The sequence below is a fragment of the Streptomyces sp. NPDC087901 genome, assembly GCF_044742205.1.
Lineage (GTDB): Bacteria > Actinomycetota > Actinomycetes > Streptomycetales > Streptomycetaceae > Streptomyces.
This window is the reverse complement of record NZ_JBIUUC010000006.1, coordinates 15,401-33,078: the sequence shown is the minus strand read 5'-3', so window position 1 is coordinate 33,078 and position 17,678 is coordinate 15,401. Positions and strand designations below refer to the sequence as shown.

Here is a 17,678-nt window from a genome sequence, read left to right as displayed (position 1 = left end):
AGTCAGTCGATCAAGCCATGAGCAAGGGCGCTCCACCCACGGAAGAGGTACCGATAGGGAAGTGCGGTCACGGGTAACCACGTGACCTCCTGGAGCGCGCATAGGGCCTGACCCGCCCGAGACCCCCCACACCTGCGCATAACCAGCAACGATCCAGGCGTGAGGGAGTCTTCAGCGGTGGCGGCGGTGCACTCGGCACCTCGAGCGCCCCCTGTTCCACCGGAACCCCGTCATGGGTAGCAGCGTTGCGCCCCTCATACGGCACAAAACTCAATGGCGATTTTCGGCTGCTCTCCCGGAGGGGATTCAGCTCCGCAAAGCAGAATGAGGCAGAAAAAAGGCTCGTCGATTTTCCTGAAAACGCACTTCTGGACAATTCACAGGGGGATGAGGATAATTATCCAGAACAATACGTCCAAGCAATTGGTCGAGGCGCGGCATGTACAGACAGCCGAGATAAATCTTCTCGGTCCGCTGGATGTTCGAATCGGTGGGGTATCGATCGTCCCTTCGGCAGGAAAGCCGAAGCAGCTCCTTGCCCTGCTGGCCCTGCGCTGCGGCCGTGTCGTGCCCATCTCGACCCTGATGGAGGAGATCTGGGGAGACTCGATTCCCCGGAGCAGCACGACGACACTTCAGACCTACATCCTTCAGCTGCGCAAGCTGATCACGGAATCCCTGCCCGCGGACTACCCCGGAGGAGCCAAGAGCATCCTGGTGACCCACTTCAACGGGTACCAGTTGATGATCGACTCCTGTGCGTTCGACGTACGGGAATTCGAGCGGCTCTCGGTGAAGGGTGATCTCGCACTCGAGTCCGGGGATGCCGCCACCGCGGCAAAGTGCCTGAAAGAGGCACTCGATCAGTGGCGCGGTCCCGCGTTGATGGACGTGCCGGCCGGACGTGTGCTCCACATGGAGTCGATCGGCTTCGAAGAAGGCCGGATGCGCGTGCACGGGCAGCGGATCCTCGCCGATCTGAGCCTCGGCAAGCACGCCGTGCTGATCCCCGAACTACGGGTGCTGATCGCTCAGAACCCGATGGATGAACGACTTTGCGCCATGCTCATGGTCTGTCTCCACAAGGCGGGGGCGCCGTGGCGGGCACTGCAGGCGTTCCGGGACCTCCGTCAGACCCTCAGCAGCGAACTCGGCGTCGAGCCCTCCAGCCGACTGCAGGATCTGCACCGGGCAGTACTGGCGAACGCCCCTGACCTGTCGCTCCAAGGGTTCGGTGTCGCCTGATGACGACGCACCGCACGAAGACCAGGACAACCGACACAGCGAGGAGCTCTTCCATGCCGCCGTCATCAGCGACACCCACGAGCGAGCCGGTACTGCAGGAGGTGGCCGACGGCGTCTTCGCATACGTCCAGGCGCCCGGCGGATGGTGCGTGAACAACGCGGGCGTCCTCACCTCGGGTAACAAGGTGGCGCTGGTAGACACCGCGGCCACCGAGGCGCGTGCCCGCCGGCTGCGCGAGCACGTGGTCCGCGACGGGCGCGGTGCGCCGTTCGCCGTCATCAACACCCACTCGCACGGGGATCACAGCTTCGGCAACTTCGTGTTTCCCGAGGCGACGGTCTACGGGCACGCCCTCGCCCGGGCCGAGATGCACCAGGCCGGTCTGCACCTCACCGACCTGTGGCCGGAGGTGGAGTGGGGCCACATCGAACTCGCGCTGCCGACAGCGACGTACGAGGACCGTATGACCCTGCACGTGGGCGACCTCACGGCCGAACTCATCCACACCGGGCCCGCCCACTCGAGCAACGACACCATCGTGTGGATACCCGGACAGCGGGTCCTCTTCACCGGTGACATTGTCATGTCCGGAGCGACTCCGTTCTTCCCCATGGGTTCGATCACCGGTTCCCTGCGGGCTGTCGCACACATGCGCAGCCTGGGCGCCGTCACCGTGGTGAGCGGTCATGGCCCGGTCGGCGGTCCCGAGATCCTCGAGACCGGCGAGGCGTACCTGCGATGGGTCCAGGAACTGGCCAAGGCCGGTGTCGCGGCCGGCGTCCCGCCCCACGAGGCGGCGCGCGACGCCGAGGCGGGGCCCTTCACCGAACTCCTCGAGCCGGAGCGGCTGGTGGCGAACCTGCACCGCGCCTACGCCGAGGAGCGCGGCGCCGCGGTCGGCCAGGAACCGGATGTCGCGGCGATGCTCAAGGAGATGGGCGTCATCTTCCAGGAGATGGTCGACTACAACGGAGGCCCGATCACGTGCCACGCCTGACCCCGTCCGGCCGCGCGTCCTCGACGCGGCCGGGTACCGGCTGTGTGCGGGTGCCGCGCACGGCGTACGTACCGGCGCGCCGCTCCTGTGCAGCTCTGTTCCCACGTGCCCCCAGCGGCGGCCGGGCGCACTGACCGCTCAGAGGCCGGAACGGCCGGCCCCGCTCCCGTCACAGGGAAGCGGGGCCGGCCGTTCCGGCACGTTCCGGTGCGGTCAGGAAGCTGCCGCAGATGGAACCGGCAGGCAGTCGGCATACCGTGCGAGGACTCCCTTCTCCAGCGCCTCGTCGAGGCTGAGCGCGTCCGTGTCCCGCTCGGACACGATGAACTCCGTGTCCTTGGGCCACGGCAGGCCCAGCTTCGGGTCGAACGCGTCCACCGCCTGTTCCAGGCCCGCCCGGTAGCCCGTGGAGACGAGATAGGAGATCGCCGTGTCGTCCTCCAGCGCGAGGAAGGCATGGCCGACGCCCACGGGAAGGTAGACCGACCGGAACGAGACGGTGTCCAGCTCGACGGTGTCCCAGACCCCGAAGGTCGGTGAGCCGACCCTGAGGTCCACGACGACGTCGAGCGCACGCCCGTTCACACAGTGGACGTACTTGGCCTGCCCCGGCGGCGTGGTGGTGAAGTGGACTCCCCGCAACACGCCCTTGGCCGAACGGCTCTGGTTGGTCTGGGCGACGTGGAACCCGTGGCCGACCGCCTCGACGAAGGCCGGTTCCTCCATCGGCGAGACGAAGACCCCGCGATGGTCGCGGTGATGCTGCGGAGTGAATTCGAAGCTGCCCGGAACGGCGAGCTGGCGCACCTGCATGACACATCCATTCACTCGGTGGTCTGGGTCCGCTCGATGTTGCCAGACCGATCACCGCCCAGGCAGCGGTAGTTGGGGCACTCCAGCCGTGCGCAGGCGGCACTCGAGCGGGGCCCTAACAACGCTCCGTCAGGGACCGCGATCGCTATTCGAGCCAGGATCGAGGACGCGCCTCCAGTGTGGTACGAACCCGCCCCTACCCGGATTTTGGGAGAACCCCGATGCGTGTCCTGTTCAGTGTGTTCCCGGCGACGGCACATGTGCACCCGATCGTCCCGCTGGCCTGGGCGTTGCAGAACGCCGGGCACGAGGTCCGCGTCGCGATCCATCCGGACGCCGTGGACCTGGTGACGGAGGCCGGTCTCGCCGCGGTCCCCGCGGGCGGCCGGCTCGAGGACGTCATGGAGTGGAACGACAACTTCGAGAAGCTGGAGGCCCTCACCGACTTCATGGCCCTCGACGCCGACCACGACGACACCTGGGCCGAGCAGTGGCGTGGCACCACGGGCATGCTCTCCCGCTTCACACCGATGCTGGACGACCTGGTGGACTTCTGCGAGCGGTGGCGCCCCGATCTGGTGCTGTGGGACCCGTTCTGCGTGGCGGCCGCCGTCGCCGCCAAGGTGACCGGCGCCAGGCAGGCACGTTTCCTGTGGGGCCAGGACAACATCGGCTGGCTGCGGGCGAAGTCGCGTGCCGCGCTGGCCGAGCGCGGCGCGGGCGCCGAGGAGGACCCGGTGACGGCCCTGATGAGTCCGATGCTGAAGCCGCACGGCCTCGAGTTCACGGAGGACCTCCTGCTCGGCGAGTGGACGATCGATCCGATGCCGGCCGCGCTGCGGCTGCCGCTGGACCTGACGTACCAGCCGATCCGGCGGGTTCCCTACAACGGGAACCTCGCTCCGCAGCCCTGGATGCACGACCGGCCCGAGCGCCCCCGGGTGCTGCTGACCCTCGGGGTCGGCGGGCGCGGCAGGCAGCTGTTCCGCGAGGCCGGTGTGACGTTCGCCGAGGTCGTCTCCGGCTTGTCCGAGCTGGACATCGAGCTGGTCGCCACTCTGCACGCCAAGCATCTGGACACCGTCCGCAAGGTGCCCGACAACGTCCGCCTGGTCGAGTACGTGCCGCTGAACTACATGCTGCCCACGTGCAGTGCGCTGATCCACCACGGCGGCGGCGGCACGTTCGCGGCGGCCGTGGCACACCGGGTGCCGCAGCTGATCGCGCCCATGCCGATGTGGGGGGAGGCGATCACCGCACGGCACATGGCGGATCGCGGTGCGGGACTGCTGCTCGAACCGAAGGAACTCACCGTCGGGACACTCCGTGAGCAGCTGACCCGGGTCCTCACGGAACCGTCGTTCCGGGAGGGCACGGACCTGCTGCACCGGGAGATGCTGGAGGCGCCGAGCCCGCACGACACGGTTCGGCGCCTCGAGTCACTCGTCCCGTCCCGGCAGACTCAGCGCTTGGCCGTCACGTTGTAGAGCTCCAGCTCGGGCCACATGAAGGGGGCGCGGGCGCCCGAGACGGTCAGCCCGCGCTCCCGCAGGATCCGCTCCACCTCCGCGCGTACGCCGTCGAGACCGCTGACCTCGATGATCACGGCCCGGGTCCTGGCCCAGTCGGCCGCGTCGACACCCCTGAGCAGCTCCAGCTCCGCGCCCTCGACATCGATCTTCATCAGGTCGATCGGGCCGATCCCGGGATGCCGGGCGGCCAGCACGTCGGAGAGGCGGTCGACCGGGACGGTGATCCCGGTCGGCTCCAGGGCGGCCTCGGCCTGCTCCTTGCCCATGTGCTCGGCCATGAGGGTCTTCTGGAGGGCGAGGCCTTCCGGGTGGCGGGTGGAGTTGCCGGGCATGCGCCGGAAGTACGTGAAGTCCGCCGCGGCCGCCGGCTCCGCGCCCAGGCAGACCGGGTGGACCGTCACATCGTGGATGCCGTGCAGCCGCAGGTTCTTCCTCAGGACGCGGATGTTGTCCGGGACGGGCTCGAAGGCGATGACCCGGGCCGCCGGGTACCTGCGCTTGACGAACAGGGTGAACAGACCGATGTTGGCCCCGGCGTCGACGATCACGGGGGCGTCTGGCAGCCCGTCCAGATCGTAGGTGTCGTCCTGGAAGATCTCGCGGTGGATGAACCGGGCCTCCGCCTCACTGCTCGTGTAGCAGCGGAACCCGTCCTCCAGCTCGATCAGCTGTATGCCGTCCTCGGGCATGGGATTCTCCTCCTGTCCTCTGAGGGTGTCCGTGTCCGCCGGGGCGCGCCGGCGCGATGGCTCCGGCACGCCCCGGCGGTCCAGGCGCTACACCGGAAGCGGGATGGACACCGCGTTGTACTTCGTCGTCGGTGTCGGGGGGAGCGGGAAGCGGGAGTTCGCCAGGTAGAGGCGTTCGCCGTACACGGCGGCCGCGCAGGGTGTGTCGAAGCGCGGGTCCGTGAGCCTGAGGACCGGGGTTCCGTTGTGCCCCGTACGGTCGAGCCGGACGGCCGTGAGATCGGTCTGCTGCGGCGTGTACAGGGTCCTGCCGTGCAGGGTGATCCCGTTCGCGGTCGGCAGCTTCAGGTCACCCAGCGGCACCCGGCGGGCGGATCCGGTGGTCCGGTCGATCCGGAACAGGGTCCCTCCGCCGGTGAACTGGTTGACCACCAGCAGGCCCCTGCCGTCCGGTGTCGGCGCGACGCCGGCCGAGGTGATAACGTCCTGCGGCCCCTGCACCCACTCCCCCGACAGGTTCAGGGTCACCACCTCGTCCTGACCGGGCAGCGAGCCGTCAGGTCCGAACGGGAGCCCGAACAGGAGCCCGTTGCAGGCGTCGGTGAACCACGCGCCCTCCGGCGTGACGGTCACGTGGTTGACGCAGGAGTGGGGGATGCCCACCTCGTACGTCTTGAGCACGGCACCGCTGGCGGCGTCGATGACGGTGATCGTCCGCCCCCAGCCGCCCGCGACGAACAGCCGCCCGCGGTCGTCCACCTGGATCCCGATGGCCATGTACCCGTCTCCGAGGCCCGGGTATATGACCTCGTTCTGCCCGGACGCGAGGCTGACGCGGCAGACGGCACCACCGAGCAGGGACGCGAAGTAGGCGTAGGGCTGCCTTCCGATGGTGATGTCCGCCGGGTGGAAACCGTCCGGCAGGTTGAGCGTGGTGGGCCAGGCCCCCCTGGACCGTACGTCCGCTGCCCGGGCCGTGCCCTGCCCGGCGCCCAGCACCACCGCACCGCCCAGCGCGGCGCCGAGGCCGAGGAAGCCGCGGCGTGTTGTCGTCATTCCCTGCATACTGCCCTCCTGAGTGTCGGGGTGCACCGTCGCAGAATCCACCTGAGATCCGCTTGAGCAGGAGGGCGGCGCCGGGCTGCAGCGGGACTCGAGCAGCCGTGTAGGCCGGTCCCGGATCCTCTCCCCATGGACAGGACCGCGTTCGTCTTCCCCGGCCAGGGCGCCCAGCGCGTAGGCATGGGCCTCGACCTGCTGAAACGCTGGCCCACGCTGGCCGACACCCACTACCGGCCCGCCGATGAGCTGCTGGGCTTCGGGCTGTCGCACCTGTGCTTCACAGGACCGGCCGAGACACTCAGGCACATGACGGTCACACAGCCCGCGATGGTGCTGACCAGCCTTGCCGCCCTGCGGGTGCTGGAGGAGCGCGGAGTCGTACCCGACTTCGTCGCCGGCCACAGCCTGGGCGAGTTCACGGCGATGGTCTGCGCGGGCGTCCTCGACTGGACCGACGCCCTTCGACTGGTCAGCATCCGCGGGAAGCTGATGGCATCGGTCACCGAGAGGATCCCGGGCAAGATGGCCGCCGTGGTCGGCCTGGAGCTGGCGGTGATGGAAGCGCTGTGCGCCAAGGCCGCCGCGGAGTCCGGACAGGTCGTGGAGGTCGCCAACCACAACGACTTCACCCAGGTGGTGATCTCCGGTCAGACGGAGGCGGTCAACGTCCTCCTCGATCTGGTGAACGACGCCGGCGCGAACCGGGTCGTGGTGCTGGAGATCGGCGGCGCTGCCCACTGCACGCTGCTCGGCAGCGTCGAGGAGGAATTCGCCGCGGCACTCGGGGAGGTCGAGTTCAGGGACCCGGTGGTCCCGGTGATCTCCAGCGTCACGGCCGAACCGGTGGCCGACGGGGACGCGGCCCGTGCCTGCCTGCTCCGGCAGCTCACCGGCCGGGTCAACTGGACGGGCACGGTGCAGTACCTGACGGCCGCGAGGGTGGGGCGGTTCGTCGAGGTGGGTCCCGGCAAGGCCCTCGGGGGCCTCTGCCGTCGGATCAGTCCCGGTGTGGAGACCTACCGGACGGGCGACGCCGCCCATCTCGACCTGGCCGTCGAGGCGTTCCACCGGGGCCCTCGCACCTCCTGAGCCCGGCGTCGCCGGAGGATACGTTCCGACAGCGCAGGCTTCCGCGACAACCACAACCACAGCAACACCGGCAGCAACAGCAACACCGGCAGGCCGCAGCGGGTACTCACGCTGCGGCCTGCCGGGGGTACGGACGTCACCGCGAGCCTGACGCCGGCTCCGGGAGGGGTCAGTAGTTGCCGAGCCCACCGCAGACGTTGAGCGCCTGCGCGGTCACTCCCGCAGCGCCGGCGCCGACCAGGTACTCGACCATCGCCGCGACCTCCTCCGGCATCACGTACCGGCCGATCGGCACACGGGCGCTCACCCGTTCGTGCACCTCGTCCACCGGAACACCCCAGATCCCGGAGTAGTGCTCCCGCACCCGCTCCGCCATCGGGGTCTCCACGAAGCCCGGGCACACCGCGTTCACGGTGATGCCGGTCTTGGCGAGTTCGAGGCCGAGCGACTTGGTGAACCCGACCACGCCGTGCTTGGACGCCGAGTAGGGCGCACCGTGCAGGACACCCTGCTTCCCGCCGGTGGAGGCGATGTTGATGATCCGCCCGTGGCCCTTCTCCAGCATCCCCGCGTGGTTGAGGACTTCCTTGGTCATCAGGAAGACGCTGTTGAGATTGGTGTTGATCACGTCGAACCACTCGTCGTCCGGAAAGTCCCGGGTGACCCCGCCGCCGGAACGGCCCGCGTTGTTCACCAGGATGTCGACGGGGCCGAAGCGCTCGGTGGCGGAGCTCACGTACGAGCGGATGTCCTCGGGCGAGGTCACGTCGCAGACCTGGCCGTCGACGTCCAGGCCGTCGTCCTGCAGCGACTTGACGGTGGCCGCCAGCGCGTCCGCCTTCCGGGCGCAGATATAGACACGCCCCCCGTCCTGGGCCAGCCGCCTGGTGATCTCCAGGCCGATTCCACTGGTGGCGCCGGTGACGAGTGCCACCCGGTTGTTCCCAGGCATGATTCCTCCATGAAGGTCGAATGGGTTGTGCGTAACCGGCGGCCTCGAGCCGTACTCGCCCCGAGGCCGCCGTGAGCCCGGCAGGCTCCTGTCAGCGGAGTGCTCCCACGCTGCGGTAGACGGCCTCGATGAGACCTCGGGCCCGGTCGTCCAGCTTGCCCAGCCCGGGCGAGCCCGCGTTCTGCACATAGGCGAACGAGAGTCCGTCCGCCGGATCGGCGAAGGTGAAGGTGCCGTTCGCACCGTCGAAGCCGAAGGCGGTGCCCAGGCCGGCGGAGACCGGGAAGACGGGGCTGTCGCCGCGCATGAACCCCAGGCTCCAGGCCGTGTTCATCATCGTGATGCGGCACGGGCCGCTCGCGTGCACCCGGCTCAGCTCCGCGGTGAGGTCCGGGCCGATCAGGCGGGGCCCTTCGGCCTCTCCGATGAGCAGGGCCATCAGCCTGGCCAGCGACCGGGCGCTGCTGAGGCCCCCGTAGGACGGGTCCTCCACCGTGAGATCCAGGAATCCCGGATCCAGCGACATGCTGCTGATCGTCGCGCGGCAGGTGAGCGATTCCGGCTTGCCGAGTTCGACCAGCATGGGAACCGCGTCACCGGGATCGCCGCCCGACATCACGTCCTCGGCCTTGGACTGGAACATGGTGGCGACATGGACCGCGTCCGGATCGGGCAGGCCGATGTGGCTGTCCAGCCCGAGCGGCTCGGCGATCTCCCGGGCGAAGAACCGGCCGACCGTCAACCCGGTCCTGCGACGCACCAGTTCACTCACCAGATACCCGAAGGTGATCGCGTGGTAGCCGTGTGCGGTGTCCGGCTCCCACTCCGGACGCGCCGCGGCGAGCGCCTCGGCGATCGGGGTATGGGCCCGCATGTCCTCGTTGGTGATCGGTGCGTGGTCCAGGCAGACCACTCCGGAACGGTGGCTGAGCACCATCCTGAGGGTGATGTGCTCCTTGCCGCCCGCGGCGAACTCGGGCCAGTACTCCGCGACCGGAGTGTCCAGCTCCAGAAGTCCCCGCTCCACCAGCAGCAGCGCCGAAACGGTGACCAGCGCCTTGGTGGGTGAGGCGAGCATGCTCACCGTGCCGGGCCGCCAGAGGTCGTCGGCGTCCTCGCTCGCGGTACCGCCCCACAGGTTCACCACCGGCCGGCCGCGGTGGTAGACGCATACGGCCGCCCCCACCTCCGCACCCGACGCGAAGTTCGCCTCGAACGCCTCCGCCACTCCGGCGAAGGCGTCCTCCACCGACCCGCCCCGCGGAACACCACGCACCGCGCCCACCCCGCTCATGGCGCGGAGACTTGGGCGTGGGCCAGCGTGCTGCGGCTGTTCCTGCCGAGCGCCGACCGGATGTACTCCTTGGCATCCGCGAGCGTCGCCGAACCGCCGAGAACCTCGGTGACGGCGGCCGGGTCGATGGCGACCGTGTGCTGCGCGGTGACCACCGCACCGTCCGGGGTGTCGGCGAACTCCCACCGCCCGCTGTGGCCGAGCAGCAGTTTCGGCGGCACCAGTTGCTTGTAGACGATGCGCTCCCCCGGCGAACACACCCGGATCGACCGGGTGGTGTGCGCGGAACCGTCCTGGGTGACGGTGTCCATCTCCATGTGCTGGATGCCCGGCACTTCCTCCGTGAGGGCCACCCGGCCCACATGCGGCAGTCGCTGCGGCCACAGGTCCGAGCGGTACACGAAGTCGTAGACATCGGCGGCCGAGCCCTGCGAGGTCACCGTGTCGCTGAAGGAGAACACCACGTCCTCGACGGGGTGGCCGAACTCGGCCACCCTGGCGAGGGCGGCCAGCTCCACCGGACTGTTGCGGTCCAGCGCGGCATTGATCCAGTCCACCGTCGCGGGGTCGTCGCCCACGGCCGTGAAGTCGTGCAGCAGCACGATCTCGGTCCCCCCGCCGGGCAGCGGATCGAAGATCCACTCCCCGCCCATGCTCGCGATGGGCGCCGCGCTCCTCTCCTGGTCGAAGCGGATACGGCGCCGGTGCGCGTCGAGCTCCCGCCGGGAGACCCAGGTCTTCACCTCGCCGCCCACCTCGGCCCACAGCTGGAACCGCTCGGACCGCTCGGCACGCTCGAAGTGGTGTGCGTACACGGTCGGCGCGAACACGGCGGGCCAACGGCTCACGTCGGCGGCCAGGCCGTAGAGCACATCGGCGGGCGCGGAGGATTTCAGTGTGTGTCGCGTGTGCCTCCGCATCGCTCAGCCGGCCGTGCGGACGAGGCCGTTGGCCATCTCGAGCAGCGCACGCGGAGTCTCCAGGTCGAAGAGCTCGTCGTCCGGAATCACGATCCCGTACTCGAGGCCTATCGCGGACGCGGTCTCCATCAGGGCCAGCGAGTCGTAGCCCAGGTCGTCAAAGGCCTTGTCGAGGGCGTCCCCGTCGAGGCCCCCGCCGTCCATGGCCCCGGCGCACGTGGCCAGGATGCGGCGGAGATCGTCAGCGGTGATGGTGTCGTTCATAGGTGAATTCCTTAGGGATTAGGGGGGTGTCAGCCGTTGAAGGCACGTACGACGATCGCCGCGTTGAAGCCCCACTTGCCACGGGCCAGCACGAGAGCGTTCGACACGGTCCCGTAGCGCGGTTCCCCGCGCACCAGGTCGATCGGGTGGTCGTCGGGAAGGTCGACGACGCCGGCCGTCGCGGGGATCACGCCGTCCCGGACGGACAGCAGGGCCGCGACCACGTCGAGCGGCCCGCCCCCCGAGTAGAGCCGGCCGGTCAGCGTCTTGGGTGCGGTCACCGGCACACCGGACGGGCCGAAGACCGCGGAGATCGCCTCGGCCTCCTGCCGGTCCAGTTCGGGAACACCGGCTGCGTCGGCGAAGACCACGTCGACATCGCCCGGTGCGAGTCCCGCGTCGGCCAGGGCCAGTTCGACGGCCCGGCGCAGCCCCGGCGGGCGCGGGGAGCCGGGAGCCGGGTCGAAGGTCCTCGCGTACCCCGCGATCTCTCCGTAGATCCGGCCGACTCCGCGCCGGCGGGCCGCGTCGACGTCCTCGACCACGAGGATCGCGCCGCCTTCACCCGGCAGGTAGCCGTTCGCGTGCACGTCGAAGGGCCGGTAGGCGGTGGGGCTCACCCGTCCGCCGGACAGCTGGGACGCCCAGCCCCACGGGTCGAGTGCCGAATCCACCCCTCCGGTGACGACCAGGCCGGTGCCCTCCCGGAGGGTGCGCCGGGCGTGCCCGATCGCGTCCAGTCCGCCCGCCTGCTCGGCCACCAGGGCCTTGCTTGGCCCGCGCAACCCGTGCCTGATGGAGATCTGGCCGGTGTTGACGGCGTAGAACCAGGCGAACGACTCGTAGACGCTCACATGCTGCCCGCCCTTGGACCACAGCTTGCTGAGCTCCCGGTGCGTGAACTCGAAGCCGCCGAAGGCGTTGGCCGTCACCACACCCATGTCGTAGTCGACCAGTGCGGACGGGTCCACGGCTGCGTCGGACAGCGCCCACTCGGCGGCCGCGAGTGCGAACCGGGTGGAGACGTCGGTCTGCGGAAGCAGCTTGGCAGGTGTCTGCCAGCCGGCTTCGAAGTCCGTCACCTGGCCTGCCAGTTCGGCTCCGTACTCGGAAGCGTCGAACCGGGTGATCGCCGCGATGCCGCTGCGGCCGTCCAGTGTCGACTTCCAGAACTCCTCGATGCCCAGCCCGTTGGGGGCCACCACACCGAGGCCGGTCACTACAGCCGTGGTCATTCCGCTCCTCCCGGCTGCTTCAGCAGTATCGCGCTCTGGAATCCGCCGAACCCACTGCCCACGCTCAGTACGGTGTCCACCCGCTGTTCGCGGGCGACCACCGGCACGTAGTCGAGGTCGCAGTCCGGGTCGGCCTGGTGCAGGTTCGCGGTGGGGGGCACCACGTTGTTCTCGATCGCGAGCAGGCTCGCCGCGATCTCGATCGACCCGATCGCACCCAGCGAGTGCCCGACCATCGACTTGATCGAGCTGACCGGTGTCCCGTACGCGTGCTCGCCGAGACTGCGCTTCAGCGCGGCGGTCTCGTGCCAGTCGTTCTGCTTGGTGCCCGAGCCGTGGGCGTTGATGTAGTCGAGGGCGTCGGGGTTCGTCCGCGACTGGTCGAGCACCGCGCCGATGGCCTCGGCCATCTCGCGGCCGTCCCTCTTCAGACCGGTCATGTGGTACGCGTTGCTGCGCGTGGCGTAGCCGCTGACCTCGGCGTAGATGTGCGCCCCGCGGGCGGTGGCCCGCTCATAACTCTCCAGGACGAACATGGCGCAGCCCTCGGCGAGTACGAAGCCGTTGCGGGTCGCGTCGAACGGCCGGGAGGCGTGCTCGGGGTCGTCGTTGTACGTGGTGGTGGCCTTGATCGCGTCGAAGCAGGCCACGACGATCGGGGTGACCGGGGTGTCCGCGGCTCCGGCGATCATGACGTCGGCCGCGCCCTCGCGGATCGTCTGGACCGCGTTGCCGACCGCGTCGAGCCCTGACGTGCAGCCGTTGGAGACCATCGCCACCGGGCCTTCGGCCCCGACCCTCCACGCCACCTCGGCCGGCATCACACCGGGAGTGAGGTAGTCGAACATGTGCGGCGACAGGTACCCGGAGTCCACGTTCCACCGCTTGCCCGCATCGGACAGGATCTGGTATTCGCGGTCCAGGCTGGTGGATGCCGCCACAGCACTGCCGAGGCTGACACCGACCCGGTGCGGATCGAGTGAGTCGAGCACGAGCCCGCTGTCCGCGACTGCGTCGTCGGTGCACACTGCGGCGAACTGCGCGACCCTGTCCATGCGCCGGATCTCCCGGGCGGTCAGGCCTTCGAGTTCGGGATCGAAATCACATTCGCCGGCCACCTGGGACCGGTAGGGGGAGGGATCGAAAAAGCTGATCCGACGAGTCGCGGTGCGGCCAGAGCTCAACAGGTCCCAGAACTCTTTTGTTCCGGATGCCCCTGGCGCTCGCACCCCGATTCCCGTAATCACGACGCGACAGGACATATTAAAGTTCCTTCCTTGATTCTGGGAAGAACTCACGCTGCGAGCCTTTGCGGTCCCCCGAGGAGAACGCCGAGTATCTTCCTCCGCTCAGGTTGGCAACCTCCGCTTGAGGACAACTCAACGCCTGCTATCGAGAACCCTGGAAGCGGGATTCCCGGGCCGCGGCACGCCCCTTCCCCACACACAGCAGCACCCCCCGGGCCGGGGAAGGATCCGGCCCGGGGGGTGTGGGTGGGCGATCAGCCGAAGTTCGGGGCCGGGGCCGTGGCGTTGAGCGCCGTCACGATCGTCTCTTCCTCGTACCTGAAGTGGGACTCGAGCTGGTTCGCCAGCCGCTCCAGATCCGCACGGAGCCGCACCGGGTCGGACTCACCGGGGACGAAGCCGTCGACGAGCTGCTTGATGTCGTCCTGCAGCCGCGCCACCACCTTGTGCTCCTCGCCGAGCTGCCCGAGCGCCGGAGCGAGCGCCGGGAACTGCTTGGCCAGCATCGGGAACATGGCGGCGTCCTCGCCACCGTGGTGCCTGCTCAGCGCTCCGCAGAAGCTGAGGCAGTGGGTGCGCATCTGCTGGGCGAGGTCCGGCGGTGTCCGCTCGATCTTGTCCGCGCTGCCGTCGATCAGCTGGTCCGCCTGCGTACGGAGCGTCTCCAGCTCTCCCCGCAGCCAGTCGTGCACCTCGACGATCCAGTCCCCCATGCCCTTGACCCGCTCCTCGCCGGGCTTGGGACCGATCCTGTTCAGGACGACGACGGGAATCTCCCTGGTCGTCTTGGCCTGGTGGTCGGCGTACCCCGGCGCCTCGGCGATCACCCGGTCGAAGAGCTTGTCCCGCTCCTCACCGGGCGGAATGGCGGCGATCGCCTGATAGGTGTCGGTGCCGGTCTCCACCGTCACAATCGGGTTCTTGCGGATGTTGTGGTACCACGCGGGGTGCTTGTCGGCGCCGTTCGACGATGCGACGACAATCCCCTTTCCGTCGAAGTCGAGGTACCCCAGGATGCTCTCCCGGCGCTGGCCGGTCCTGGCTCCGACGGTGGTCAGCACGGCCAATGTCCAGCCCTCGAACATCCCGCTCATCTTTCCGTTGTTCGCCCGAAACTCGGCGATGACCTGTCGCTGGAACTCATTGACATCGAAGCCCGCCCAGCTCTCGGACTGCGCTTCCCAGGTCTCGGCCTGTTCCTTGCTCATGCACTACCTTCCCGAAGTCGATTGACGACAGAAGGCGGGCCACGCAACCGGAAATCGACACAGAAATACCCCGCACGCCTACGCAGTGAAGATGGGCGCAGCAATCCCATTCAGGGATTGACAAGCTGCGAGAGACGGACCATGCCGATCTCTGTAATGGCTGAGTAGCCGCTACCTCCATGCGTAGGCCCATACGGGGCTCGGAGAAAACCGTAGCACCGCCCCTCCGGGCGGGCAACGTGACCCGGCGGGGCACGTACGTCGTGGGAGCACTTGCGGCCCTGGGGCTCGTACGTCGTGGGAGCACTTGCGCGCGGAGCTCGAACGTCGTGGGAGCACTTGCGGCCCTGGAGCACGTACGTCGTGCCGGCGTACCGGAGTCGAGCGGGAGTTGAGCCGGATCTCGAGTCTGCCCCTAGCGGACGCCCATAGCTTTCGGGCCGATCCGGCGTCGGGCGCCGACTCCCCAACCCATTCCAGGAGCTGGAACATGACCAGTGCGTCTCCACCGATCCGCCAGCTGCCCTCTCTGACCGGCTACCGCGCCATCCTGTTCGTCGCCGTGTTCATCACCCACGCCCTCGGCGCGGGGTACTTCTTCGCCAACCAGTCGATCAACAAGGCCGGCACCCAACTCCCCTACGGCACGGGCGCCCTGGCCACCTTCTTCGTGCTCAGCGGTTTCGTGCTCACCTGGGGTGAGCCGTGGCGCAGCACGATCGGCCGGTTCTGGCGGCGGCGCGTGGTCAAGATCTACCCCGGACACATGATCGTCTGGGGCGCCACCCTGCTGATGCTGTTCGCCGTGGGCCCGATGGCGATGATCGGCTCCTGGGAGCAGACCGAGGCCGGCCCCGCCGTCGCCAATCTGTTCCTGGTCCAGGACTGGATTCCCCGGATGCCGTACGTCTTCAGCGTCTATGGCGTGAACTGGTCGGTCTCCGTCGAGATCGTGTTCTACCTGGCGCTGCCGCTGCTGATACGCCCGATCCTGCGCATCGCCGACAAGCGCCTGTGGCACTGGTTCGCCCTGTGCGCAGCGGTGATCGTCGCCATCCCCACCCTCACGCACTTCTTCCTGGACGGACCGCTCGCGCCGGGCCAGAGCCTGTCGTGGGACCAGATCTACTACACCGACTTCTTCCCGCTCTCCCGGATGCCCGAGTTCCTGCTCGGCGTCTTCCTCGCACGCATCGTCCAGACCGGCAACTGGCCCCGGATGAGCATCTGGCTGCCGGCGATCTTCACGGCCGGCCTGTGCTGGCTGATGTTCCAGCTGCCGGAGACGTTCCGCGCCAGCGGCCTGCTCACCATCGGTCTGTGCCTGTTCGTCCCCGCCATCGCCACGCGCGACCTGGACGACAAGCCGAGCTGGCTGGACAACAAGTTCATGGTGCTGCTGGGGAACGCCTCGTACGCCGCCTACCTGGTGCACTTCCCCCTGCTCGCACTGACCCGGCACGTGGTCGGCGACGGGAAGCAGTTCGGCGTGGGGACCGGACTCCTCATCGTGGTCACGCTCTTCGTGATCACCCAGCTCGTCGGTGTCGCCATGTTCCTCGCGGTGGAACGGCCGGTCATGCGCCGGTTCGGCTCCGCACGCCGCAAGCCGGCCCCCGACCCCGTACCGGCCTGACCGTCCCCCACTGACCGAGGAGCTCCTGTGACCGATCCGGACCAGGTGATGAAGTTCCCCTTCCCCGACAGCCACCGGCTGGACGTCCCGCCGGAGTTCGCCGGCCTGCGGGCGAAGTGTCCGGTGCAGCGGGTGGAACTGCCGTACGGCGGTGAAGGCTGGCTGGTGACCCGGCAGGCCGACGTCAAGACGGTGCTCGGCGACCCCCGGTTCTCCCGGGCGGCGACCGTGCAGGCAGACGTCCCCCGGACGAAGGAATGGCTGAATCCGGGCGGTGACATCCTCTCGCTGGACCAGCCGGAGCACGCCCGGATACGCAAGCTGGTCTCGGGGGCGTTCTCGCGCCGGAATGTGGAGCTGTGGCGGCCCCGCATCGAGGAGCTCGTCGACGAACTCGTGGCGGGCATGCGGGCGGCCGGCTCCCCGGTGGATCTGGTCGAGTCGTTCACGATGCCGCTCCCGATCACCGTGATCTGCGAGATGCTGGGCGTGCCGGCCGCGGACCGCCATTTCTTCCAGCGGTTCTCCGAACTGATGTTCAGCGGTACCGGCGTCGCAGCCCAGGACATCCAGGACGCCGCCACCGCGCTGATGTCCTATCTCGCCGAACACGTCGCCCGCCACCGCGCCGAGCCACAGGACGACCTGCTCTCCGAACTCATCGCCGCACGCGACGAGGACGAGGGACGGCTGACCGAGGAAGAGCTGGTCACCCTCGGTATGACCATCCTGGCCGCGGGACACGAGACCACGGCCAACTCGATCGCCAACTTCGTCCACACCCTGCTCGTCGACGGGCTGTGGGAGGACCTGGCGGCGCGTCCGGACCGGTTCGACACCGCGGTCGAGGAACTGCTGCGGTTCGTTCCCCTGGGTGGCAGCGAGTCCCTGCCCAGGGTCGCCACCGAGGACGTGTCGTTGGGGGACGTGACCGTATGCAAGGGGGAAGCGGTCTTTCCCGCGATGGTCTCGGCCAACTTCGACGGCGAGGTGTTCACCGATCCGGACGTTCTCGATCTCGACCGGAAGCACAATCCGCACCTGGCCTTCGGCTTCGGCCCGCACTTCTGCCTCGGCGCCCAACTGGCCCGGACGGAGATCCGGGTCGCACTCGCGACACTGCTGCGCGAGTTCCCCCGACTGCACCTGGCTGTACCCGTAGCCGAGGTGCCGTGGCGTGAGGACACCGCGTTGATCCGCGGCCCGCGCCGCCTCCCGGTCGCCTGGTATCCGCAGGCCGGCTGAAGGAGGAACCCGAACGACGCGTTGAGGGCGCACCACGTCCTCGACGCGTCGTTCGCGTCTGTCGCCCCGTTGCCCATTCGTGGCTCCGGCCGCTGAGGCGCAGCGCCGTGGACGCGCAGCGCCGTGGAAACGCAGCGCCGTGGAAACGCAGCGCCGTGGAAACGCCGGCGACTCCGTCGGCGTGGGGCGGGTCGGTTCCGGAGCGGCCGCCCGGCCGCCTGCGGCGTGCGCGGCGCATGGGCGTCGTCC

Annotated in this window: 16 protein-coding genes; 6 read left to right on the top strand and 10 right to left on the bottom strand. The window is 68.8% G+C overall.

Translation table 11 applies throughout. From position 1 onward, the window contains the following. The first annotated feature begins 324 nt into the window (after positions 1 to 324). Positions 325 to 1,245 (top strand): AfsR/SARP family transcriptional regulator, encoded by a 921-nt coding sequence (locus ACIOEW_RS20370; RefSeq protein WP_362550905.1) that lies wholly within the window; start codon positions 325 to 327, stop codon positions 1,243 to 1,245. Between the two features lie 53 nt (positions 1,246 to 1,298). Beyond that, positions 1,299 to 2,243, top strand: a complete 945-nt coding sequence (locus ACIOEW_RS20365; protein WP_362550908.1) for an MBL fold metallo-hydrolase — start codon at positions 1,299 to 1,301, stop codon at positions 2,241 to 2,243. Between the two features lie 213 nt (positions 2,244 to 2,456). Here the strand turns inward: ACIOEW_RS20365 and ACIOEW_RS20360 are convergent, their stop codons facing one another. Further along, on the bottom strand, positions 2,457 to 3,056 hold the full coding sequence (locus ACIOEW_RS20360) for a dTDP-4-dehydrorhamnose 3,5-epimerase (RefSeq protein ID WP_362550911.1): 600 nt from the start codon (positions 3,054 to 3,056) through the stop codon (positions 2,457 to 2,459). Positions 3,057 to 3,277: 221 nt separating this feature from the next. Here ACIOEW_RS20360 and ACIOEW_RS20355 point away from each other — a divergent pair, with 221 nt between their 5' ends. Further along, a complete protein-coding gene (locus ACIOEW_RS20355) occupies positions 3,278 to 4,543 on the top strand; it encodes a nucleotide disphospho-sugar-binding domain-containing protein (RefSeq protein ID WP_362550914.1) in 1,266 nt (421 codons plus the stop codon). On the opposite strand, the gene ACIOEW_RS20350 is transcribed toward ACIOEW_RS20355, so the two are convergent. After that, positions 4,519 to 5,277, bottom strand: coding sequence for an FkbM family methyltransferase (locus ACIOEW_RS20350; RefSeq protein ID WP_401964994.1), 759 nt, complete (start codon positions 5,275 to 5,277; stop codon positions 4,519 to 4,521). The genes ACIOEW_RS20355 and ACIOEW_RS20350 overlap by 25 nt on opposite strands. An 87-nt stretch (positions 5,278 to 5,364) precedes the next feature. Beyond that, positions 5,365 to 6,333, bottom strand: a complete 969-nt coding sequence (locus ACIOEW_RS20345) for a superoxide dismutase (RefSeq protein WP_401964993.1) — start codon at positions 6,331 to 6,333, stop codon at positions 5,365 to 5,367. 135 nt (positions 6,334 to 6,468) lie between these two features. Between ACIOEW_RS20345 and fabD the strand changes: the two genes are divergently transcribed. Further along, positions 6,469 to 7,428, top strand: a complete 960-nt coding sequence (gene fabD / locus ACIOEW_RS20340) for an ACP S-malonyltransferase (protein WP_401964992.1) — start codon at positions 6,469 to 6,471, stop codon at positions 7,426 to 7,428. Between the two features lie 169 nt (positions 7,429 to 7,597). Here the strand turns inward: fabD and fabG are convergent, their stop codons facing one another. The 7 genes from fabG to ACIOEW_RS20305 all read right to left on the bottom strand — a co-directional run bounded on the left by fabG (position 7,598) and on the right by ACIOEW_RS20305 (position 14,548). Next, complete coding sequence (gene fabG / locus ACIOEW_RS20335; RefSeq protein WP_362550999.1) at positions 7,598 to 8,383, bottom strand: 3-oxoacyl-ACP reductase FabG; 786 nt, start codon at positions 8,381 to 8,383, stop codon at positions 7,598 to 7,600. 88 nt (positions 8,384 to 8,471) lie between these two features. Continuing rightward, complete coding sequence (locus ACIOEW_RS20330; RefSeq protein WP_362550926.1) at positions 8,472 to 9,674, bottom strand: serine hydrolase domain-containing protein; 1,203 nt, start codon at positions 9,672 to 9,674, stop codon at positions 8,472 to 8,474. Further along, the gene (locus ACIOEW_RS20325) at positions 9,671 to 10,594 is read right to left on the bottom strand and encodes an aromatase/cyclase (RefSeq protein ID WP_362550929.1); all 924 of its coding nucleotides are present in this window, start codon (positions 10,592 to 10,594) and stop codon (positions 9,671 to 9,673) included. The genes ACIOEW_RS20330 and ACIOEW_RS20325 overlap by 4 nt, the downstream gene beginning before the upstream one ends. A gap of 3 nt (positions 10,595 to 10,597) precedes the next feature. Continuing rightward, complete coding sequence (locus ACIOEW_RS20320; RefSeq protein WP_362550932.1) at positions 10,598 to 10,858, bottom strand: acyl carrier protein; 261 nt, start codon at positions 10,856 to 10,858, stop codon at positions 10,598 to 10,600. A gap of 29 nt (positions 10,859 to 10,887) precedes the next feature. Continuing rightward, positions 10,888 to 12,093 (bottom strand): ketosynthase chain-length factor, encoded by a 1,206-nt coding sequence (locus tag ACIOEW_RS20315; protein ID WP_362550935.1) that lies wholly within the window; start codon positions 12,091 to 12,093, stop codon positions 10,888 to 10,890. Next, on the bottom strand, positions 12,090 to 13,355 hold the full coding sequence (locus ACIOEW_RS20310; protein WP_350990911.1) for a beta-ketoacyl-[acyl-carrier-protein] synthase family protein: 1,266 nt from the start codon (positions 13,353 to 13,355) through the stop codon (positions 12,090 to 12,092). Before ACIOEW_RS20310 ends, ACIOEW_RS20315 begins: the two co-directional genes overlap by 4 nt. A gap of 239 nt (positions 13,356 to 13,594) precedes the next feature. Continuing rightward, positions 13,595 to 14,548 carry a nitroreductase/quinone reductase family protein gene (locus tag ACIOEW_RS20305; RefSeq protein ID WP_401964990.1) on the bottom strand — a complete coding sequence of 318 codons (954 nt, stop codon included), beginning with the start codon at positions 14,546 to 14,548 and terminating at the stop codon, positions 13,595 to 13,597. A 490-nt stretch (positions 14,549 to 15,038) separates the two neighbouring features. Here ACIOEW_RS20305 and ACIOEW_RS20300 point away from each other — a divergent pair, with 490 nt between their 5' ends. Together ACIOEW_RS20300 and ACIOEW_RS20295 are read left to right on the top strand one after the other, a co-directional pair. Beyond that, positions 15,039 to 16,184 carry an acyltransferase gene (locus tag ACIOEW_RS20300; protein ID WP_362550941.1) on the top strand — a complete coding sequence of 382 codons (1,146 nt, stop codon included), beginning with the start codon at positions 15,039 to 15,041 and terminating at the stop codon, positions 16,182 to 16,184. A gap of 27 nt (positions 16,185 to 16,211) precedes the next feature. Further along, the gene (locus ACIOEW_RS20295) at positions 16,212 to 17,429 is read left to right on the top strand and encodes a cytochrome P450 (RefSeq protein ID WP_362550944.1); all 1,218 of its coding nucleotides are present in this window, start codon (positions 16,212 to 16,214) and stop codon (positions 17,427 to 17,429) included. The last annotated feature ends 249 nt before the right edge of the window (positions 17,430 to 17,678 follow it).

Excerpts from the sequence above, each read along its gene's own strand:
- ACIOEW_RS20370 (WP_362550905.1), top strand. The coding sequence starts at position 325 with ATGAGGCAGAAAAAAGGCTCGTCGATTTTCCTGAAAACGCACTTCTGG.
- ACIOEW_RS20365 (WP_362550908.1), top strand. The coding sequence starts at position 1,299 with ATGCCGCCGTCATCAGCGACACCCACGAGCGAGCCGGTACTGCAGGAG.
- ACIOEW_RS20360 (WP_362550911.1), bottom strand. The coding sequence starts at position 3,056 with ATGCAGGTGCGCCAGCTCGCCGTTCCGGGCAGCTTCGAATTCACTCCG.
- ACIOEW_RS20355 (WP_362550914.1), top strand. The coding sequence starts at position 3,278 with ATGCGTGTCCTGTTCAGTGTGTTCCCGGCGACGGCACATGTGCACCCG.
- ACIOEW_RS20350 (WP_401964994.1), bottom strand. The coding sequence starts at position 5,277 with ATGCCCGAGGACGGCATACAGCTGATCGAGCTGGAGGACGGGTTCCGC.
- ACIOEW_RS20345 (WP_401964993.1), bottom strand. The coding sequence starts at position 6,333 with ATGACGACAACACGCCGCGGCTTCCTCGGCCTCGGCGCCGCGCTGGGC.
- fabD (WP_401964992.1), top strand. The coding sequence starts at position 6,469 with ATGGACAGGACCGCGTTCGTCTTCCCCGGCCAGGGCGCCCAGCGCGTA.
- ACIOEW_RS20330 (WP_362550926.1), bottom strand. The coding sequence starts at position 9,674 with ATGAGCGGGGTGGGCGCGGTGCGTGGTGTTCCGCGGGGCGGGTCGGTG.
- ACIOEW_RS20325 (WP_362550929.1), bottom strand. The coding sequence starts at position 10,594 with ATGCGGAGGCACACGCGACACACACTGAAATCCTCCGCGCCCGCCGAT.
- ACIOEW_RS20320 (WP_362550932.1), bottom strand. The coding sequence starts at position 10,858 with ATGAACGACACCATCACCGCTGACGATCTCCGCCGCATCCTGGCCACG.
- ACIOEW_RS20315 (WP_362550935.1), bottom strand. The coding sequence starts at position 12,093 with ATGACCACGGCTGTAGTGACCGGCCTCGGTGTGGTGGCCCCCAACGGG.
- ACIOEW_RS20310 (WP_350990911.1), bottom strand. The coding sequence starts at position 13,355 with ATGTCCTGTCGCGTCGTGATTACGGGAATCGGGGTGCGAGCGCCAGGG.
- ACIOEW_RS20305 (WP_401964990.1), bottom strand. The coding sequence starts at position 14,548 with ATGAGCAAGGAACAGGCCGAGACCTGGGAAGCGCAGTCCGAGAGCTGG.
- ACIOEW_RS20300 (WP_362550941.1), top strand. The coding sequence starts at position 15,039 with ATGACCAGTGCGTCTCCACCGATCCGCCAGCTGCCCTCTCTGACCGGC.